This window comes from Sphaerisporangium sp. NPDC049457 (assembly GCF_055586705.1).
Genome location: NZ_JBVJHR010000006.1, coordinates 88071 through 106496 on the forward strand (window position 1 = coordinate 88071; position 18426 = coordinate 106496).

At 71.5% G+C, this 18426-nt stretch carries 18 protein-coding genes; 8 read left to right on the forward strand and 10 right to left on the reverse strand.

Going from position 1 to position 18426, the window contains the following annotated elements; all coding sequences use genetic code 11:
* The first annotated feature begins 47 nt into the window (after positions 1–47).
* Complete coding sequence (locus ACZ6QO_RS11390) at positions 48–1493, forward strand: tetratricopeptide repeat protein (RefSeq protein WP_465849834.1); 1446 nt, start codon at positions 48–50, stop codon at positions 1491–1493.
* 53 nt (positions 1494–1546) lie between these two features.
* Here ACZ6QO_RS11390 and ald read toward each other — a convergent pair whose 3' ends face one another.
* Together ald and ACZ6QO_RS11400 are read right to left on the reverse strand one after the other, a co-directional pair.
* Entirely contained in the window at positions 1547–2659 is a 1113-nt protein-coding gene (gene ald / locus ACZ6QO_RS11395) for an alanine dehydrogenase (protein WP_465849836.1), read from the reverse strand.
* A gap of 89 nt (positions 2660–2748) precedes the next feature.
* A complete protein-coding gene (locus ACZ6QO_RS11400) occupies positions 2749–4140 on the reverse strand; it encodes an aspartate aminotransferase family protein (protein WP_465849838.1) in 1392 nt (463 codons plus the stop codon).
* 371 nt (positions 4141–4511) lie between these two features.
* On the opposite strand from ACZ6QO_RS11400, the gene ACZ6QO_RS11405 reads away from it, so the two are divergent.
* A complete protein-coding gene (locus ACZ6QO_RS11405) occupies positions 4512–5852 on the forward strand; it encodes a M20/M25/M40 family metallo-hydrolase (protein WP_465849839.1) in 1341 nt (446 codons plus the stop codon).
* Positions 5853–5949: 97 nt separating this feature from the next.
* On the opposite strand, the gene ACZ6QO_RS11410 is transcribed toward ACZ6QO_RS11405, so the two are convergent.
* From ACZ6QO_RS11410 to ACZ6QO_RS11420, 3 genes are all read right to left on the reverse strand, one after another.
* On the reverse strand, positions 5950–7221 hold the full coding sequence (locus ACZ6QO_RS11410) for a pectate lyase (protein WP_465849841.1): 1272 nt from the start codon (positions 7219–7221) through the stop codon (positions 5950–5952).
* Positions 7222–7284: 63 nt separating this feature from the next.
* Positions 7285–8298: a pectate lyase family protein gene (locus ACZ6QO_RS11415; RefSeq protein ID WP_465849843.1), complete on the reverse strand. Its 1014-nt coding sequence runs from the start codon at positions 8296–8298 to the stop codon at positions 7285–7287.
* Between the two features lie 382 nt (positions 8299–8680).
* Positions 8681–9130, reverse strand: coding sequence for a universal stress protein (locus ACZ6QO_RS11420; RefSeq protein ID WP_465849845.1), 450 nt, complete (start codon positions 9128–9130; stop codon positions 8681–8683).
* 171 nt (positions 9131–9301) lie between these two features.
* Between ACZ6QO_RS11420 and ACZ6QO_RS11425 the strand changes: the two genes are divergently transcribed.
* Positions 9302–9964 (forward strand): PadR family transcriptional regulator, encoded by a 663-nt coding sequence (locus tag ACZ6QO_RS11425; RefSeq protein WP_465849846.1) that lies wholly within the window; start codon positions 9302–9304, stop codon positions 9962–9964.
* Positions 9965–10165: 201 nt separating this feature from the next.
* Complete coding sequence (locus ACZ6QO_RS11430) at positions 10166–11044, forward strand: alpha/beta fold hydrolase (protein ID WP_465849848.1); 879 nt, start codon at positions 10166–10168, stop codon at positions 11042–11044.
* A gap of 4 nt (positions 11045–11048) precedes the next feature.
* Here ACZ6QO_RS11430 and ACZ6QO_RS11435 read toward each other — a convergent pair whose 3' ends face one another.
* Both ACZ6QO_RS11435 and ACZ6QO_RS11440 read right to left on the reverse strand, forming a co-directional pair.
* Entirely contained in the window at positions 11049–11450 is a 402-nt protein-coding gene (locus tag ACZ6QO_RS11435; RefSeq protein ID WP_465849849.1) for a YbaB/EbfC family nucleoid-associated protein, read from the reverse strand.
* Between the two features lie 28 nt (positions 11451–11478).
* Entirely contained in the window at positions 11479–11871 is a 393-nt protein-coding gene (locus tag ACZ6QO_RS11440) for a YbaB/EbfC family nucleoid-associated protein (protein ID WP_465849851.1), read from the reverse strand.
* A gap of 179 nt (positions 11872–12050) precedes the next feature.
* Between ACZ6QO_RS11440 and ACZ6QO_RS11445 the strand changes: the two genes are divergently transcribed.
* From ACZ6QO_RS11445 to ACZ6QO_RS11455, 3 genes are read left to right on the forward strand one after another with little or no spacing between them, the layout of a single operon-like run.
* Positions 12051–12389, forward strand: coding sequence for a hypothetical protein (locus ACZ6QO_RS11445; RefSeq protein ID WP_465849853.1), 339 nt, complete (start codon positions 12051–12053; stop codon positions 12387–12389).
* Complete coding sequence (locus ACZ6QO_RS11450; RefSeq protein ID WP_465849854.1) at positions 12380–13264, forward strand: WXG100-like domain-containing protein; 885 nt, start codon at positions 12380–12382, stop codon at positions 13262–13264. The genes ACZ6QO_RS11445 and ACZ6QO_RS11450 overlap by 10 nt, the downstream gene beginning before the upstream one ends.
* Before the next feature lie 5 nt (positions 13265–13269).
* Positions 13270–13779 (forward strand): hypothetical protein, encoded by a 510-nt coding sequence (locus tag ACZ6QO_RS11455; RefSeq protein WP_465849856.1) that lies wholly within the window; start codon positions 13270–13272, stop codon positions 13777–13779.
* A 98-nt stretch (positions 13780–13877) separates the two neighbouring features.
* Here ACZ6QO_RS11455 and ACZ6QO_RS11460 read toward each other — a convergent pair whose 3' ends face one another.
* On the reverse strand, positions 13878–14846 hold the full coding sequence (locus ACZ6QO_RS11460; protein ID WP_465849857.1) for a threonine ammonia-lyase: 969 nt from the start codon (positions 14844–14846) through the stop codon (positions 13878–13880).
* A gap of 135 nt (positions 14847–14981) precedes the next feature.
* Here ACZ6QO_RS11460 and ACZ6QO_RS11465 point away from each other — a divergent pair, with 135 nt between their 5' ends.
* Positions 14982–15617, forward strand: a complete 636-nt coding sequence (locus ACZ6QO_RS11465) for a LysE family translocator (RefSeq protein ID WP_465849859.1) — start codon at positions 14982–14984, stop codon at positions 15615–15617.
* Between the two features lie 103 nt (positions 15618–15720).
* Here the strand turns inward: ACZ6QO_RS11465 and ACZ6QO_RS11470 are convergent, their stop codons facing one another.
* Positions 15721–16563, reverse strand: a complete 843-nt coding sequence (locus ACZ6QO_RS11470) for an SMP-30/gluconolactonase/LRE family protein (protein WP_465849861.1) — start codon at positions 16561–16563, stop codon at positions 15721–15723.
* A gap of 208 nt (positions 16564–16771) precedes the next feature.
* Positions 16772–18358, reverse strand: a complete 1587-nt coding sequence (locus ACZ6QO_RS11475) for an acyl-CoA synthetase (protein ID WP_465849862.1) — start codon at positions 18356–18358, stop codon at positions 16772–16774.
* Positions 18359–18426 lie beyond the last annotated feature (68 nt).

The following is an 18426-nucleotide window of genomic DNA, read 5'->3' on the forward strand; positions in this document are numbered from 1 at the left end:
CGTCGATTATGTTCCATCTCTTTGGATCACGTGCGACTCTTTCCCCCATGACGTGGTGGCATGGTGAACCGGAGGCGGCCGTCGCGTGGCCCGTCGTGCCGATGCCCCGCGCGCCCGAACCGCCGTTGCCCGAGCCCACCGAGGGCGAGCTGCTGAGCGCCGCCCAGGCGGGCGACTCCCTGGCCGCGCACCGGCTCGGCCGCCTGTACGCCCAGCGCGGTGACCGGTCGGCGGCACGCCACTGGTGGGAGCGCGCCGCGGGGGCCGGCAACATCGACAGCGCCTACAACCTCGGCATCTGGCACGAGAAGCACGGCAGCCTCGACGAGGCGATCACCTGGTACGAGCTGGCCGCCGGGGCCGGAGACGCCGAAGCGGCCGTCAACCTGGCGACCCTGCTCCTCGAACAGCGGGGCGACGTCCGCGGCGCGCGGCTGTGGTTCCAGACCGCCGCCGTCGCCGGGTCGCGTCCGGCGGCGCGCAGGCTGGCCCTGCTCTGCGAGGACATCGGCGACGCCGCCGCGGCCCGCGACTGGCACCACCGCGCCGCCGTGGCGGGGGACCTCGCCTCGGCCCACGACCTCGCCTTCCTCAACTACGCCTCCGGCGAGGAGACACAGGCACGCGGATGGTGGGAGTACGCGGCCAGGGGCGGCCACGCCGACGCCGCCTACTACCTCGGGCGGCTGCTGCACGCCGACCGCGACCCCGAGGGAGCCGAGGCCCTCTACCGCCTGGCCGCCAAGGTCGACCATCCCGGGGCCGCGTCCCAGCTCGGCAGGCTGGCGCTGGCACGGCGCGACCTTCGCACGGCGCGGGCCTGGTTCGAACGCGCGGCGCACCTCGGCCGGGTGGAGGACCAGCGCATGGCGGGCTTCGTATGCGTCGAGCTTGAGGACGCGCGCGCCGCCAGCCACTGGTTCGGCCGCGCGGCCGCCAGCGGCGACGCCGAGGCGGCCTACAACTTCGGCCTGCTGCTCATCGCCGAGCACAACGACCTGCGAGGCGGGGAGCACTGGCTCCGCCAGGCCGCCGCGAACGGCCACCAGGGCGCCGCGGCGGAGCTCGGCACGCTGCGTACGGTCATGACCGGCCGATCCCCCGAGCCGCGAGAGGGCCGGCCGGACACCGGATCAGGCGCCGGAGAGCAGGCGGCCCCGGCGTGGGACCGCCCGGTGGAGCCCGAACTGGTCGCCCGTGCCGAGCTGGCCGTCGCCGCGGCCGGCAGGCGCGGTGGCACCGTCCTGCGCCTCGCCGACCTCAGCGAGATCCTCGGCACCTGGGACCTGCTCACCCGGCGGCTCCGCGAGCCCGTCGACGTGGTGGCCTGGCTGACCGAGCGAAGCGGCCTGCACGCCGGAGCTGTGGAGCACCTCAGCTCGGTACGCATGACGTTGCTGAGGCCTGGCACCGCCCCCTGGCCCACGCCCGCCGAGATCGAGCACGTCCTCGCCACCTCCCGCAAGCTCCGCAAACGCCTCGGCCTGCCCTGATCCCAACCTCCCGCCACCCCGCCGCGCATCGGCGAAGGGAAGCGGGCACGGAACTAGTTGAGGTGGGCGCTCACCGAGTCGAAGGGGAGGCCGTGGGCCTCGGCGACGTGGGCGTAGGTGAGGCGGCCCGCGTGGGAGTTGAGGCCGAGGGCGAGCGACGGGTCGGCGCGCAGGGCCTCGCGCCAGCCGAGGTCGGCCAGCTTGACCGCGTACGGCAGCGTGGCGTTGGTCAGCGCGTAGGTCGAGGTGTTGGCCACCGACCCCGGCATGTTGGCCACGCAGTAGAACACCGAGTCGTGCACCTTGTAGGTGGGCTCGGCGTGGGTGGTCGGGCGGGAGTCCTCGAAGCAGCCGCCCTGGTCGATGGCGATGTCGACGAGCACCGATCCGGGCTTCATGCGCGAGACGAGCTCGTTGGAGACCAGGGTCGGCGCCTTGGCGCCGGGGATCAGCACGGCGCCGATGACCAGGTCGGCCTCGACCACGGCCTGCTCGATGGCGTACCGGGTGGAGACGATGGTCTTCAGGCGGCCCTGGTAGATGGCGTCGATCTGGCGGAGCCTGTCGACGTTGACGTCCAGGATGGTGACGTCGGCGCCCATGCCGACCGCGATCTGCGCGGCGTTGAGGCCCGAGACGCCGCCGCCGATGACGACGACCTTGGCGGGGGCGACGCCGGGGACTCCCCCGGGCAGCACGCCGCGGCCGCCGTTGAAGCGCATCAGGTTGTACGCGCCGACCTGGGGCGCGAGCCGGCCGGCGACCTCCGACATGGGGGCCAGCAGCGGCAGGGTGTTGCCGGTCTGCACGGTCTCGTAGGCGATCGCGGTGACCTTGCGGTCGAGCAGCGCGTCGGTGCACGCGCGGGACGCGGCGAGGTGCAGGTAGGTGAACAGCACCTGCCCTTCGCGCATGCGGTGGTACTCCTCGGCGATGGGCTCCTTGACCTTGAGGATCATCTCGGCCTCGCCCCACACCTCGTCCGCGGTGTCGAGGATCTTCGCCCCGGCGAACAGGTAGTCCTCGTCGGGGATCTGCGAGCCCGAGCCCGCGTCACGCTGCACGTAGACGTCGTGGCCGTGGCGGACGAGCTCGTGCACGCCCGCCGGGGTCGCGGCGACCCGGTACTCGTGGTTCTTGACCTCGGCTGGCACGCCGATCTTCATCACGGAATCCTTTCAGGATGGCAAGGCTTGAGACTGTGCGGGCGCGCACTTCGCGTACCGGCACGGGAGGGACGTCCGGAACCGGCCGGTTACAAGCGGTTCCAGGCTTCGGTGAGCACGGACCGCAGGATCGACTCGATCTCGTCGAACTCCTTGGGACCGCTGATGAGCGGGGGTGCGAGCTGCACGACCGGGTCGCCGCGGTCGTCCGCGCGGCAGTACAGCCCGGCGTCGTACAGGGCGTTGGACAAAAAGCCGCGCAGCAGCCGCTCGGACTCGGCCTCGTCGAAGGTCTGCTTGGTGTTCTTGTCCTTGACCAGCTCGATGCCGTAGAAGTAGCCCGAGCCGCGGACGTCGCCGACGATCGGCAGGTCGCGGAGCCGTTCGAGCGTGGCGCGGAAGACGGGCTCGTTGCGCTGGACGTGGCCGAGGATGTCCTCGCGCTCGAACAGGTCGAGGTTGGCGAGGGCGACCGCCGACGAGACCGGGTGGCCGCCGAAGGTGTAGCCGTGGGCGAACATGGTGGTGCCCGACTTGAAGGGCTCGAACAGCCGCTCAGAGGCGATCATCGCGCCGATCGGCGAGTATCCGCTGGTCAGACCCTTGGCGCAGGTGATCATGTCGGGGACGTAATCGAACTTCTGCCCGCCGAACATCGTGCCGAGCCGGCCGAAGGCGCAGATGACCTCGTCCGACACCAGCAGCACGTCGTGCTGGTCGCAGATCTCGCGCAGGCGCTGGAAGTACCCGGGGGGCGGCGGGAAACAGCCGCCGGCGTTCTGCACGGGCTCGACGAAGACCGCGGCGACGGTGTCGGGGCCTTCCATCTCGATGGCCTTGCCGACCTGGTCGGCGGCCCAGCGGCCGAACTGCTCCGGCGTCATGCCAGGCATGCCGGTGATGTCGTCGGCGCGGTAGTAGTTGGTGTTCGGCACGCGTACCGAGCCGGGCACCAGCGGCTCGAACGGCTGCTTGAACGCCGGGATGCCGGTGATCGACAGGGCGCCCTGCGGGGTGCCGTGGTAGGCGATGGCCCGGCTGATCACCTTGTGCTTGAGCGGCTTGCCGACGAGCTTGAAGTACTGCTTGGCGAGCTTCCAGGCCGTCTCGACGGCCTCGCCGCCACCGGTGGTGAAGAACACCCGGTTGAGGTCGCCGGGAGTGAGCGCGGCGAGGCGCTGGGCCAGTTCGGCGGCCTTGGGATGGGCGAACGACCACAGGGGGAAGAAGGCGAGATCCTGCGCCTGCTTGGCCGCGGCCTCGGCCAGCTCGGCGCGTCCGTGACCCATCTGCACGACGAACAGACCGGACAGCCCGTCGAGGTAGCGCTTGCCGTCGATGTCGTAGATGTACGCGCCGTCGCCCCGCACGATCATGGGCACCCGCGTGTCGTCGTGGGAGCTGTGCCGGGTGAAGTGCAGCCACAGATTGTCCTGCGCCGCCTTAAGGACGGCGGCCGTGTCGGTCTCAGGTCGCGTCATGGCTATCTTTCCTCGTGATCTCGACTGCCCTCAGTGTGCATGTTCCACACGGATGATTACAACTGGTTGCGTGGCGACACTATGCAAGAACTTCGGATTCCGTCATATCGCTATGTAACAACGACGAAATCCGTGAGGGCGTGTCGCGCGAGAACCCCGCTCCGGCCGGGGAATCGGCGCTGACCGGCCGCGGACGGTGACGGCGAGAAGACGGCGCCGGCGCGTGTACGGCGAGATCCCGGCATGTGAGTTGCGGCACGTTCCGCGTTCTCGCGCGCACGGCGACCATTCGGAACGCGGGCGCGGTTCCCGCCGTGACTGTGATGCAATGTGTCGAATCAGAACTCAGCCGATACGGGGAACAGATTGCCGTGACTCCTGATCAGATCGAGAACGCCGTGGCAGCCGACATGCCGAGGGCGGTGGAGGAGCTGACGCGGCTCGCCTCCATCCCGTCGGTCGCCTTCCCCGGTCATCCCGAGGAGCCGGTGTACGCGGCGGCCGCGCTGACCGAGGAGCTGCTGCGCGGCACAGGGCTGCCCCACGTCCGCCAGATCCCGGTCGAGGGCAGCTTCCCCGCCGTCTACGGCGAGGCGCCGGCCCCGCCCGGAGCGCCCACCGTCCTGCTCTACGCCCACTACGACGTGCAGCCCGCCGGGGACCCCGCGCTGTGGCGCACGCCCCCGTTCGAGCCGACGTTCGTCGACGGGCAGCTGTTCGGCCGCGGCGTCGCCGACGACAAGTCGGGCGTCCTCGCGCATGTGCTCGCCCTGCGGGCGTTCCAGGGCCGGTTCCCCGTGGGCATCAAGGTCGTCATCGAGGGTCAGGAAGAGTACGCCGGCGAGCGTCTTGAGGAGTTCGTCGAGCGCAACCCCGAGCTGGTGCGCGCGGACGCCATCGTCGTGGCCGACACCGGCAACCCCAAGGTGGGCGACGCGAGCGTGACCACGTCGCTGCGCGGCATGGCCGCCTTCACCCTTGAGGTGCGCACTCTGGCCGAGTCGGTGCACAGCGGCTCGTTCGGCGGCGCCGCCCCCGACGCGCTGGCGGCGCTGATCCGCATGCTCGCCTCGCTGCACGACGAGAACGGCGACATCCGGGTGCCGGGACTGCCGCGCGGCGTCTTCCTCGGCACCGGCCCCTCCGAGGAGGAGTTCCGCGCCACCGCGGGCGTCGTGGACGGGGTGTCCCTCGTCGGCTCGGGCTCGCTGGCCGACCGTCTCTGGGCCTCGTACGCCATCACGGTCACCGGCCTGGACGTGCCGACGGTGCAGGGCGCGATCAACGCGGTGCAGTCGGTGGCACGGGCTCGGGTCACGGTCCGCGTCCCCCCGTCCGGCGACCCCAAGACCGCCGCGGACGACGTGGTCGAGCACCTGCGCCACGCCGCGCCGTGGGGCGTTCAGATGTCGGTGACCGACCTGGTCGTCGGCTCGGGCTTCCAGGCCGACGCCGGCGGCCGCGCCAGGGCCGCGCTGAACCGCGCCATGGAGCGCGCGTTCGGCCGGGCACCGCGCGACATCGGCGCGGGCGGCTCCATTCCGCTGGTCGCCACGCTGGTCAAGCAGTTCCCCGCCGCCGAGATCCTGCTGTTCGGCGCCGAGGACGACGGCGCCGCGATCCACGCGCCGAACGAGCGCCTCGTCATCGAGGAGCTGCGCCGCGCCGCCACCGCCGAAGCCCTGTTCCTGGCCGACTACGGCGACGTCTGACCCGCGCGGGAAGGCCCCCGTGCCGGGCGGGCACGGGGGCCTGTCCTTGCGGGCTCGGGCGCGTCCGCGCGGTGGCACGCGCGGGGCGCCGGGCCGCCTACCTGTAGGTGATGTCGGAGGCGGAGTAGATGCAGTTGACGCCGTCGGCGCCGCTGCCGATCTTCGTCGGCTCGCTCCCCTTGGGCACGCCCTTGTACTTGTCGCAGATGCTGGTGCTGCCGACGCTTCCGTAGACGGTGATGTCGCTGAACCGCGCGGTGTCGCCCCAGTTGGTGTTGATGCCCGCCAGCACCTTGGTGCTCTGGGCGACGATGCGGTTCATCACCACGTGGCGCTGGTAGGAGCTGGAGCAGTTGCCGCAGGCCCGGTACAGCTTGCCGGCGTTGCCCACGTAGAAGTCGCTGATGTGGACGGTGCCCGGCCCGTTGTGCTGGAACACCTTGTCCGAGGCCGACTTCGCGCCGCCGCCGGTGACGTAGTAGTCGCTGCCACCGAGGAAGGTCGCGGCGTCCTCGCCCACGTCCTCCCACCACACGTTCTGGATCGTGCAGTTGCCGTTGCAGTGGACGCCGTCGCCCGCGGGCGCGCCGAGGATGACGTTCTTGATGGTCGCGCCGGGCGCCAGCTCGAACATCGGGTCCTGGCTCTCGCTCTGGCCGCCGTCGCCGATGCCGTAGTAGCGCCTCATCCCGCCGTCGAAGGTGCCCGACACCTGGATCGTGGCGTTGACCTTCACCGAGCCGCTGGGCGAGGGGAACGCCGGAATGGTGCCGCCACCGCCGCCCGTCGGCGTCGGCGTCGGCGTCGGCGTCGGGGTGCGGGTGGGAGTGGCGGTGGGGGTCGGCGTCGACCCGGCCGGCGTCAGCCTCCACTGCTTGCTGGCCACCGAGTCGCAGGAGTTCTGCTGGATCAGCGCCCCCGGGCTCGTCGAGCTGTCCTTGACGTTCAGGCACTTGCCGCCATTGGCGTTGACCACCCGGTAGTTCGAGCCCGACTCGGTGAGCTGCCAGGTCTGCGAGGAGGCGCCCGAGCACGTCTCCAGTTGCACGGCCTTGCCCGCGGAGGTGCTCGCGTCCTTCACGCCCGCGCACTTGCCGGTGCCGCCGGGCCTGAGCGTGACGCCGCCGCCCGACGAGGCGAGCGTCCAGACCTGGTTGCCCCCGCCGCCGCAGGACGTCTGGACGAGCTGGGTGCCGTCCGCGCTGCCCGGAACGTCCAGGCAGAGCCCGCTCGCGGCGTTGACCAGGGTGTACGAGCCGGAGGTGGGGGCCGCCGCGTTGGCGGTGCCCACCCCCGCGACGCCGGCCACGAGCGCGCCCGCCGACGCCAGCGTCAGGACGAGCGTCCTGCCCGTCCGTCTTCTCCTCATGATGAGACTCACTGTTGATCTCCTAATCACGCCGGACTTCGGGTCCGGTACGCCCGTGCGACGTCAGACGCCGACCTTGCCGGCGCCCGCGCCGCTGGAAACGATCGACTTGACGCTCGAAGCGGCATCGAGCGAGTAGAAGTAGGGGATCGAGGCCACGCTGCCGCCCGCGTCCCCCGATCCGGAGTTGACGAAGTGGTTGTTGCGCGCGACGAGGCTGCCCGGGCCGGAGGACGCCTCGCCCCGGTGGAACGGGTCGGCGGTGTTCTCGAAGTAGTTGCCCTCGACCAGCACCCCGGCGCCTTCGGTGGAGGCCACGCCGTAGCCTCCGCCGGATCCCACGTTGCGGTAGTAGTTGTTGTAGACGTGCACCGGGTTGCCGAAGCGCACGCGCGGGTGACGCTGGTTGGTGCCGTCGAAGAAGTTGTGGTGGTAGGTCACCCGCAGGTGCCCGACGTCCTCGGACGCGTTGTCGTCGCTGTGGCCGAGCAGCATGGTCTTGTCGTGGTCGAAGAAGCGGTTCCACGAGACGGTGACGTAGTCGCTGGAGCGCTTGATGTCGACGGCGCCGTCGTGGCCGTGGCTCAGCGTGTTGTTGCCGATCCACACCCTCGTCGAGTACTGGACGTTGATGGCGTCGTCGCCCCAGTCGCGGAACGTCAGGTTCCTGATGATCACGTTGGACGCCTTGGTCACGTTCAGCCCGCATCCGACGAGCGTGGCTCCGGAGTTGCCCAGAACGCTCTTGTTCGAGGTGACCTTCAGCATTCCTGAGCAGGAGATCGTCCCGGAGACGCGGATCACCGCGGGGCTCGACGACGCGAGCGCGCTGGTCAGCGCCGACGCGCTGGTGACGGTGGTGGGGGGAGTGCCGCCGCCTCCGGTGGTGCCGCCCGCCTGTGTGGCCCAGCCGGCCAGGTCGGAGGGGCCGGCCATCGCGGCCTGGCGGTAGGGGGCCGACGCCGGCGCGGCGGTGGCGGACACCGGGCCGGCGGCGCCGCCCGCCAGGACCACGCCCGCGGCGGCCGTCATGGCGAGCACCGCGCCGGTCCGCCTGCTTCTCACGATCACGCCCACGATCACTCCTCGGGTTGCGTGCCTGCTCGCCACACACGTTCACATATGTGTATGGCATACATGTAAGCGAACGAGTTGAAGGTAAAAATCGCCTTCACGGCTGTCAACCCGACTGGTGACGCGGGGGAAATCGCTCCGCCGAAGCCAAGAGGGATCATGGCCTTCTAGCTGGGCGGTCGCCGATTCCCCATTGAGGGATCTGTTTCACATGTGTGAACGGGGTGAAACGTTCAGCGGAACGCGCGGCATCGGGCGGGAGAACGCGGGGGGCGCGCCGGTGAGAGGACTCGCGGGGCGCGCCGGTGAGGGGACGTGCGGCGGGATGCCGACGAGGGGACGCGCGGGGGTGCGCCCGTCAGAGGACGCGCGGGAGGGGCGCCCGTCAGGGGACGACCGTGACCGGACGGCGGCCGGCGCGGACCAGGCGGATCGCCACCGAGCCCATCAGGCGGTGGCCGGCCTGGGTCGAGGCGCCGACGACCACCGCGTCCGCCCGCACCTCGTCGCAGACGCGGACCAGCACGGACGCGGCGTCACCGCGCTCCATGCGGAAGGTGTGCGGCACCGGAGGGTGGACCGACCCGGCGATCGCGGCCAGCCGCCGGCAGAGCTCGGCGCCCGCCTCCTCCTGCGCCTGGATGGCGGTCGCCGAGGCGTCGGGGATGAACGAGGTGATCGGGCTCGGCACGGCGGCGAACACGAAGACGAGCTCGGATCCCTGGCGGCGGGCGAGCCCCCAGGCGTACGCGGCCGCGCGCAGCGAGGTGTCGGAGCCGTCGACCCCCACGACGATCACCTGAGGACCGTCGGTGCCAATCTCGAACCCGCTCATGCCGCGAGCTTACGACCGCGACACACCAGGCAGGGCCATGGCCCCGCACCGCGCGGCGGCGCCCCCACCCGCGCGTCTCTGGCGGTCGATCGCGGTCCGGCGAGCGGGGCTTGTCGTCTCATGCTCGCCGACGTATGCTCGCATGCGAGTATTCGTGAGCGAGGTGACGAGATGGCGAAGCGCCGCAAGGTCGGCAACCTGCTGGCGCTGGCCGTCCTCAGCGTCGTCATCCAGCGGCCGACGCACCCCTACGAGATGGCCTCGATGCTGCGGGCACGCGGCAAAGACCGCGACATGCACGTCAAATGGGGCTCGCTCTACACGGTGGTGCGCAATCTCGAACGGCATGGCTTCCTGGAGGCGGCCGAGAGCGGCCGGCAGGGCGGCCGTCCAGAGCGCACGATCTACCGCATCACCGACGCGGGCCGGGAGGAACTGCGCGACTGGGCCCGCGAGCTCATCTCCACCCCCGAGGCGGGGTGGTCGAGCTTCCAGGCCGGGCTCTCGGTGATGGGCGGCCTGCCGCCCGACGAGGTCACCGGCCTGCTGCGGCGGCGCCTCGGCCTGCTGGAGGAGGAGATCTCCGACCGGCGCGCGTCACTGGCGCGCGAGGGCCGCGAGATCCCCCGGCTGTTCCTCATCGAGAGCGAGTACGAGGTGGCCGTCATGGCGGCCGAGGCGGCCTGGGTGCGCTCGCTGCTGGAGGAGCTGACCGCCGGTTCGTTCCCCGGCCAGGCCGGGTGGCGGGCCTACCACGAGACGGGGCGGATGCCGCCCGAGTTGGACGAGATAGCGGAAAGGGGCGGCACGACAGACGACATCCCCGACGCGTGACCCACGACCATGACGCCCGGCGGGGTGCGGGAACACCCCGCCGGGCTCGACCTCGAACCGAGACCCGTCGAGAGAACCCGGCCACAAGGTGGCAACCGCAAGGATAGCCGGGCTCTCCCGCATGGGCCGGTTGGACGCGTGCCCGACCGGCACGACCCGGGACCGGATCGGCCGGTTCCGGCGCCGACCATGGGAGAGACCATGACCGACGTCACCACCCACCCCGTCACCACTCACTCCGTCACCTCCGCGGACGGCACCACCATCGGCTACCGGCGGCTCGGCCGCGGTCCCGGCGTGGTGCTGCTCCACGGCGCGATGGAGTCCTCCGTCAGCCACATCGAGCTGGCCGAGGCGCTGGCCCCCGACTTCACCTGCTACCTGCCCGACCGGCGCGGGCGTGGCCTGAGCGGCCCGCATCGCGAGGGGCACCGCCTGCGCACCGAAGTGGAGGACGTCGGCGCCCTCCTCGCCGAGACCGGCGCCCGGGACCTGTTCGGCGTCAGCGCCGGCGCCGTCATCGCGCTGCGGACGGCGCTGACCGTGCCGTCCGTGCGCAGGGCCGTCGCCTTCGATCCGCCGATCATCGTCGGCGGCTCGCCGTCCACCGCCTGGCTGGCACGCCACGAGAGGGAGATGGCCGAGGGCGATGTGGCGGCGGCGCTGGTCACCGGCATGAAGGGCACTCAGATGGGGCCCAAGGTGTTCGACTACGTCCCGCGCCGGCTGCTGGAGGCGCTCACCACCATGGCCATGAACCGCGAGGACAAGAGCTCCGGACCCGACGATGTGCCGTTCAGGGCGCTGGCGCCGACCCTCCGCCACGACATCCGGCTGGTCGTCGAGCAGAGCGACGAGCTGGACGTCCTGAAGGCCATGCGCGCCGAGATCCTGCTGCTCGGCGGCGGCAGGAGCCCGGCGTACCTGCGGGTGGCCCTCGACGCCCTGGCGAAGGCGCTGCCGCGCGCCGAGCGCGCCGAGCTGGCCGGTCTCGGCCACAGCGCCTCGGGCAACGCGGCCCGGCGCGGCCGTCCAGAACGCGTCGCCGAGGTGCTGCGCCGCTTCTTCGAGCGGGCCTAGCGGGTCAAGGACGGTCGAAGTAGTCCAGCAGGCGGGCGTACTGTTCCTCGATCGCCCCGGAGTCGAACGCGCCGGCCGGGAGCACCTCTCCCAGCGCCTCGTTGAGGAGTTCCCGGCCCTTGCGCTCGGCGTCGTCCTGGGCGCGGTGAACGGCGGTCAGCAGTTCCTCGGCCAGCGACCTGCTGTCCAGGCGCATGGCGCGCCGGGTGATGGCGACGTCGCGCACCAGCCCGTCCGAGCCCGTGACGACCTTGATCTGGCCGTCCGCGGCCTCGCCCTCCCCCACGATCGTCTCCAGTTCGTGCTGCCCCTCCTCGACCCACGCGAGGATGCGCGCCGCACGCTCGGCGTCCTGCTCCAGGTCACCGTCCCGCCAGTTGGCGGGGTTGGCGTCCAGCCTGTCCATCGATCACTCCTTGCCGGCGCCTCGCGCGTCACTCGATCTCGCGGGCGATCTGTTCGACCCTGCGCCGCACGAAACGTTCGTCGAGCGGCTCGGGGAACCCCGCGGCGTGTTCCCGGGCGCGCTCGACGATCTCCTCGGACGTGCGCACCGCGGCCTGCTGGGCGTCCTGGATGGCCTTGAGCGCCTCGCGGCTCAGCTCGCCGGGGTCCAGGCGCATGACGCGCGGGTCGAAACCGATGTCCGTGAGCCGTCCCCTGCCGTCGGACACCACCCGCACCAGACCGCCGGCGCCGATCCCCTCGCCGGTGACCTGCCCGATCGCGGCCTGCGCGTCCCGCAGCCCGCGCATCACCTCCTCGGTCTGGCGGACTATCCGCTCCAGATGCTCCAGGTCATCTGTCCACGGAGTCGGTGATGACACGACATGCTCCTTTACCGGACGCTTCACCGGACGCCGGAGCGTCGGACGGTGACATCTCGTGAGGATGCTACCGGCGGCCGGGACGGCGACCCGCACCGATGATCCACCACATAGGTGAAAAGTCGCTATAAGCGGGCGAATACCCCGCAATCAGGACCGATCATGGCTAGCCTGCGACCATGGAACGGGGATTCGACATGGCCCACGGGGCTTTGGGGGTGTCCGCCTCACACCTTCGGGCGCACGGGGAAGAGTACGCGTCGGTGGTACGAGGACTGCAGGAGAACGACCCCCGGTCCTGGGGGGACGACGGCCTGCTGTCCCCGCTCATCTCCGCCTACATCGAGTGCAAGGACACCGCCCTCGCCACCTACACGCACATGGGCGACGTGATCACCGCCACGGGCGACGGGCTCACGACCGCGAGCGGACGGGTGTCGTACGTGGAGGACGACCTGGTGGGCGGCATGGGCGGACTGGACGGGCTGGACGGGGACGCGGGTGCCGCATGGACGTGATGCTGCCCCCGTGGGCCGCCGGCGTCCTCAACATGGCCGGCGTCCCCTGGCCCAACATCAGCGAGAGCAAGATGCGCCAGGAGGCGCAGTCGTGGCGTGACCTCACCGCCCGATCGGCGGCCTCCTCCGAAGGCGCCGAGCGGGCGGTCCGGACGACGGCCGCCGGCTACAAGGGGGCCTCGGCGACCGCCCTGTCCGGCCACTGGGACAAGACCGGCGGCGGCGGGCATCTCGGCCAGGCGACCCGGGCGAGCAGCTACGCACCCGTCCTGCTCGACGGCGCGGCCACCGTCGTCACCGGCACGAAGGTCGCGGTGATCTCGCAGGCCGCCGCCGCCACGGTCAAACTCGCCACCAGCATGCTCGCCGGCGGCCCGCTCGCCCTCGGAAGCGCCACCGCCACCGTGCTCGCCACCCGGTACGCGATGGGCAGGATCCTGCGCGAGGCCGGCGAGGGCGGCGCCCGCGTCCTGGCCCCCGGCCTCGCCCGCCGGGTCACCGAGCCGCTGGCGCGGATCCTCAGGAACGCCCGCGGCCCCTTCGGCGGCCCCCCGCTCGCCATGGCCGGCGGGCCCAGGCACCTCCCCGGCGGTGTTCCCCGCTTCCGGCCGCCTAAGGTGGACGGACCCGGCAAGCCCGGCATCATGCAGATGTCCGCCCGCCGGCGGCAGAACTCCCCCAACAAGACGAACTCCGGTGTACGCAAGGCGGGGAGCAGAGGAGACGCGGAGTCGCAGGCGAGGAGGGCCGCCGCCGACGGAGGCAGCAGAGCGGTGTTCCGCGGCCCGTGCAAGTCCAACGACCACTTCCACGTGGACTACCTCAACAACCGGGGTGAGATCATGCACACCAGGCACTTCCCGTTCCAGGAGTAACGATCGTGAATGAGTCCCAGACCGACAACCAGGCAACCGGGCGCGGCGACCTGCTGGCCGGCGCCCGCGATCTGGGCTCGGCCATCGAGGAGCATGCCCGGATCCTCAGCGAGTCCCCCGACGACTACCCGCGGGTGGTTCAGGCGGTCAACCGCCTGCGCGCCTCCGCCATCGCCTACGCCGCCCTGTGCGCCGACCAGGCCGGGTGGGGCAATCCGTTCAGCGACCTCGAGAACGAGCCGGACTCCGACGAGGGAGAGGCCGAGGAGGCCGCGGGAGCGGCGGACGGGGAGGCCCCGGTGGTGGTCCTGGAGGCCCGTTACCGGATCCGCGTGAACGACATGGAGGCCGCCACCCGCCTGGTGGGCGACCAGGGGGCGGACGATCTGCTGGGAGCCCCGTCCGACGTGGTGTCACGGCTGCACACGAGGGACGGCTGGGACCCGTCCCTGTACGGCGCCGTCTTCGACGTGCTCGATCAGTCATGGACGTGCGGCCCCGACCCCGCGCGATAACGCGGTGACGCAGCCGCCCCTGCCGCCCGTTCGCGGCACGGCCGCTCACCCGCGCCGCCCCGGCCCGGGCGCGGACGCTCACCCGCGCGGCAGGGCGGTCAGGACGGGAGGCGGCCGATCTCGGCCGGGCTCGCGTTGGCGCCCGTGCAGACGACGGCGACCTTGCGGCCGGTGAACTCGCCCTTGACGGAGATGAGCCCCGCCAGGGCGGCGGCGCCGGCCAGTTCGGCGAGCGTGTGGGCCTTGGTGAGCAGGAGGCGCTGGGCGGCGCGGATGTCCTCGTCGCCGACGAGCAGGAAGTCGTCGAGGCCGCGCATCATGCCCTGCGGCAGGGCGAAGGCGGAGCCGGTCGCCAGGCCGTCCGCGACCGTCCCGACCGGCCGCCCGACCGGCCGCCCCGAACGCCAGGAATCGTGGGCGGCGGGCGCCTGCGCCGACTGCACGCCGATGACGCGGCAGCGCGGGGCGACCGCTTGGGCCACCAGGCACGCGGCCGCCGCGCCGGTGCCCGAGCCCACCGGGACGAACACGGCGTCGAGGTCCGGCTGCCGGGCGAACATCTCCAGGTAGAGCGTCCCGACGCCCGCGATGAGGTCCGGCTCGTCGGCGGGGCTGATCAGCCGGTCGCCGCGCTCTTCGGCGACCGCGTGCGCGTGGTCCGCGGTCTCGACCATCGTGGCGCCCCGGATCTCGACCGTCGCGCCGAGCGCCTCGGCCGCGGCCACCTTGGCAGGGTTCGGGTTCTCCGGCATGAAGACCGTGCAAGGGACGCCGGAGATCCGCGCCGCGTAGGCGATCGACTGGGCGTGGTTGCCCGTGGAGTAGGTGAGCACGCCCGCCTTGTCGTGCGCGGCGGAGAATCCCGCGAGCAGGTTGAGGCCGCCGCGCACCTTGAACGCGCCCGTCGGCTGGACGTTCTCGTGCTTGACGTGGGTCTCGGCGCCCACGTGCGCGTCGAGCACCGGATAGGACCACATCGGGGTCGGCGGCAGGTACGGGGCGATGATGCGCGCCGCGCGCAGGACGTCGGTGAACGACGGCGGCGGCGCCGCGGAAACGGTCGTCATGATGAACACCCTCGCCCACGCGCTTTCATAGGTCCACTGCCAACGCGCTGGAGCGGGACCGAGCGGGTGCCGCGGCGGGCGGGTGGGGCGGAAATGGATGGACCGGGATGCCTGATGGTTCCTACCATCGGCGACATGCCACCCATGACCACGCTCGCGGTTTTCACCGCGGCGACGCTCGCGCTGCTGCTCGTCCCCGGACCCGCCGTCGTCTACATCGTCACGCGGAGCGTCGCGCAGGGAAGGGCGGCCGGGCTGGTGTCGGTCGCGGGCATCCACGTGGGCTCGGTCGTCCATGTGGTGGCCGCCGCGTTCGGCGTGAGCGCGCTGCTCGCCGCCTCGGCCGCCGCGTTCACCGTGGTGAAATACGCAGGCGCCGCCTACCTCGTCTATCTCGGCCTGCGCAAGCTCCTCACCCGCGCGGGGACCCTGGCCAAGAACGTCGAGCCGGTCTCACGTTCGCGCCTGTTCGGCGAGGGCTTCGTGGTCAACGTGCTCAACCCCAAGACGGCGCTGTTCTTCCTGGCCTTCCTGCCGCAGTTCGTCGACCCCGCGCGCGGCCCGGTCGCACCGCAGATCGTCCTGCTCGGGCTGATCTGGATCACGCTCGGCATGGCCAGCGACGGCGGTTACGCGGTGCTGTCGGCCGCTCTGGCCGGCCGCCTGCGCCGTTCGCCCGCCGCCGCCCGCCAGGTGGACATCGCCAGCGGCCTGGTCTACATCGGTCTCGGCACCCTGGCCGCCTTCTCCGGCGACGCCCGCACTGCCTGACCACGCGGCCCGCCGCCCCGGCGGAGCCGAACGCGCTCAGCGGGAGGGCCGGCGCGGGCGCTCGGCGTGACGGACCCGACCGAAGTCGGCGAGTGGTGGTGTCTCACGACCGGCGGACGCCGGGGACGGAGACCCCGGCGGACAGGACGCGACCGGTTCCGGCGGGAACCATCTCGGGCATGCCGCGCCACTCGGCCGCCACGATGAACAGCGTCGACAGGTCGTCGCCGCCGAGCTCGCAGGCGAAGCCGCCGCGATCAAGCTCGATGGTCTGCACCGTCTGCCCGCCCTCGCGCACGCGCACACAACGCTGGTTGGGCACGTCCGCGTACCAGACGGCGTCCTCGGCGTCGACGCAGATGCCGTCGGGGGCGCCGTCGCCGAGATCGGCCCACACCCGGCCGTTGGACAGGCCGCCGTCGGCCTCGATGTCGTACCCCATGAGCTTGCCACCGTAGGAGTCGGCGACGATGAGCGTCGAGTCGTCCTGCGTCACGGCCATCCCGTTGGGGAACGCGATGCCGCCGGCCACCTCGCGCACCGCCCCATCAGGGGCGACGTGCACCACGATGCCGGGCGCGGACGCCGCGCCGGCGAGCATGTCGAAGCCGACGCGGTTGACGTAGATGTTGCCGCGACCGTCGATGGCGATGTCGTTCCAGCCCCGCGCGATGCCGGACAGGTCGGCATGGGTCGCCAGCGAGCCGTCGGGTTCCAGGCGCAGCAGCAGTCCGCGGGCGGAATCGACGATCACCAGCCGCCCGTCGGGTCCCCATGCCGTGCACAGCGGAAACGAGTCCACGTGGGCGACGACCTCGTGCTCGCCATCGAGACCGAGGGCTATCACCTCGTGCGCCGTCCAGTCGGAGAAGTACAGGCGGCCGTCGTGCCAGCGCGGCGACTCGACCAGCCCGAGACCGGTCATCCAGGTTCGCAGTTCGGCCATCCGCGGACTCCTCAACGTCGATATGGGAAAAAGCCATGAAGGCGACGAACGGCGGCACCACCGGCACCGTCCACCAGCCCTGTTTGAGGCCGGTTCAACGAACGGGCGACCCGCAGATCGACATCGTCGGCCCACTATCCCCCCTCCCACCGACACTTTTCCCACCACCCGGGGCGGCCGTGGGGGTGCGGGGCCTTGCGGGCGCGGGTCAGGGGGTTTCGGTGGCTATTTGTTTGGCCCAGCGGTAGTCGGCCTTGCCGGCCGGGGTGCGGACCATGTGGTCGACGAAGGCGTAGGTGCGGGGGATCTTGTACCCTGACAGCTTCCTGCGGCAGTGGGCGTCGAGTTCCTCGGCGGTGAGGCGGGCGCCGTCGCGGGGTTCGACGACGGCGGCGACGCGGCTGCCCCAGCGTTCGTCGGGGACGCCGGTGACGACGGCGTCGAAGACGGCCGGGTGGCCCTTGAGCACCGCCTCGACCTCCTCGGGGAAGACCTTCTCGCCGCCGGTGTTGATGCACTGCGAGCCGCGGCCGAAGACCAGGATGGTGCCGTCCTCCTCGACGCGGGCCAGGTCTCCGGTGAGCAGCCAGCGGGTGCCTGCGGCGTCGGTGACGAACGTCCGCGCGGTCTTGTCCGGGTCGTTGTAGTAGCCGAAGGCGATGTCGCCGGCCTTGGCGACGGTGCCCATCTCGCCCGAGCCGGGCTTGACCGGCTGGAGGTCCGCGTCGAGCACCGCGAGCGTGGCGGTGGCGTTGGGCTTGTACTTCAGGCCGGACTCCGGCGAGGAGCCGGCGACCGCGCTCGCGGTGTAGCCCGACTCGGTCGAGCCGAAGCTGTCCATGATGATCACGTTGGGCAGCAGTTCCTGTAACCGGTCGCGCACGGTGCCGGTCAGGATGGCGCCGGTCGAGCTGAGCACCATGAGCGACGACAGGTCGTAGGCGCCGGCGGCGATCTCGTCGGCGAGCGGACGGGCCATGGCGTCGCCGGTGATGTTGACGGTGAGGACCTTCTCGCGCTCGATGGCGCGCAGCACCTCGGCCGCGTCGAATTTGCGCGTGTACACGACGGTGGCGCCCATCCACCAGGCGATGAAGGTGGCCATCTGCGCGGCCCCGTGCATCAGCGGCGCGGCGGGCATCATGATGATCGGGTTGGACGCCACCGCCGTCTCGATGACCTGGCGCGGCTCCTTGTGCGGCTCGCCGTAGGGGTTGCCGCCGCCGAAGGCCATGAACAGGTCCCTGGTGCGCCACATGACGCCCTTGGGCATGCCGGTCGTGCCGCCGGTGTAGATGATGTACACGTCCTCGCCCGACCTCGGCGGGAAGCCGTCGCGCCCGTCCGGCCGGCCGGCGAGGGCCTGGTCGTACGGCACGGCGCCCTCGACGCGGGAGGGGCCGCCGACGGCCACCAGCGTCTCCAGCCCGGGGCGGCCGGGCGCGGTCGCGGCCACCCGGTCGTCGAACTCGACGTCGTACAGCAGGGCCACGATGTCGGAGTCTGTGTACAGGTAGAGCAGCTCGGACTCGACGTACCTGTAGTTGACGTTGACCGGCACCGCCCTGATCTTCAAGGTGGCCAGCAGCCCGGCGATGTACTCGATGCCGTTGTACATCTGGATGCCGACGTGCCGGCCCGGTCCCACGCCGCGTTCGGTCAGGAAGTGCGCCAGGCGGTTGGCGTGCGCGTCCAGCTCGGCGTAGGTCAGGCGGGCGTCGCCGCAGACGACGGCCACGCGGTCCCCGATCGCGTCGGCCAATCCCTCGAACAGGTCGGCGTGGTTGAACTCCATCGGGGACTCCTCACAACTGGTCGCTGTCGGCCCTCACGGTCTGTCCCCCCGATGTCCTCCATAGTGGC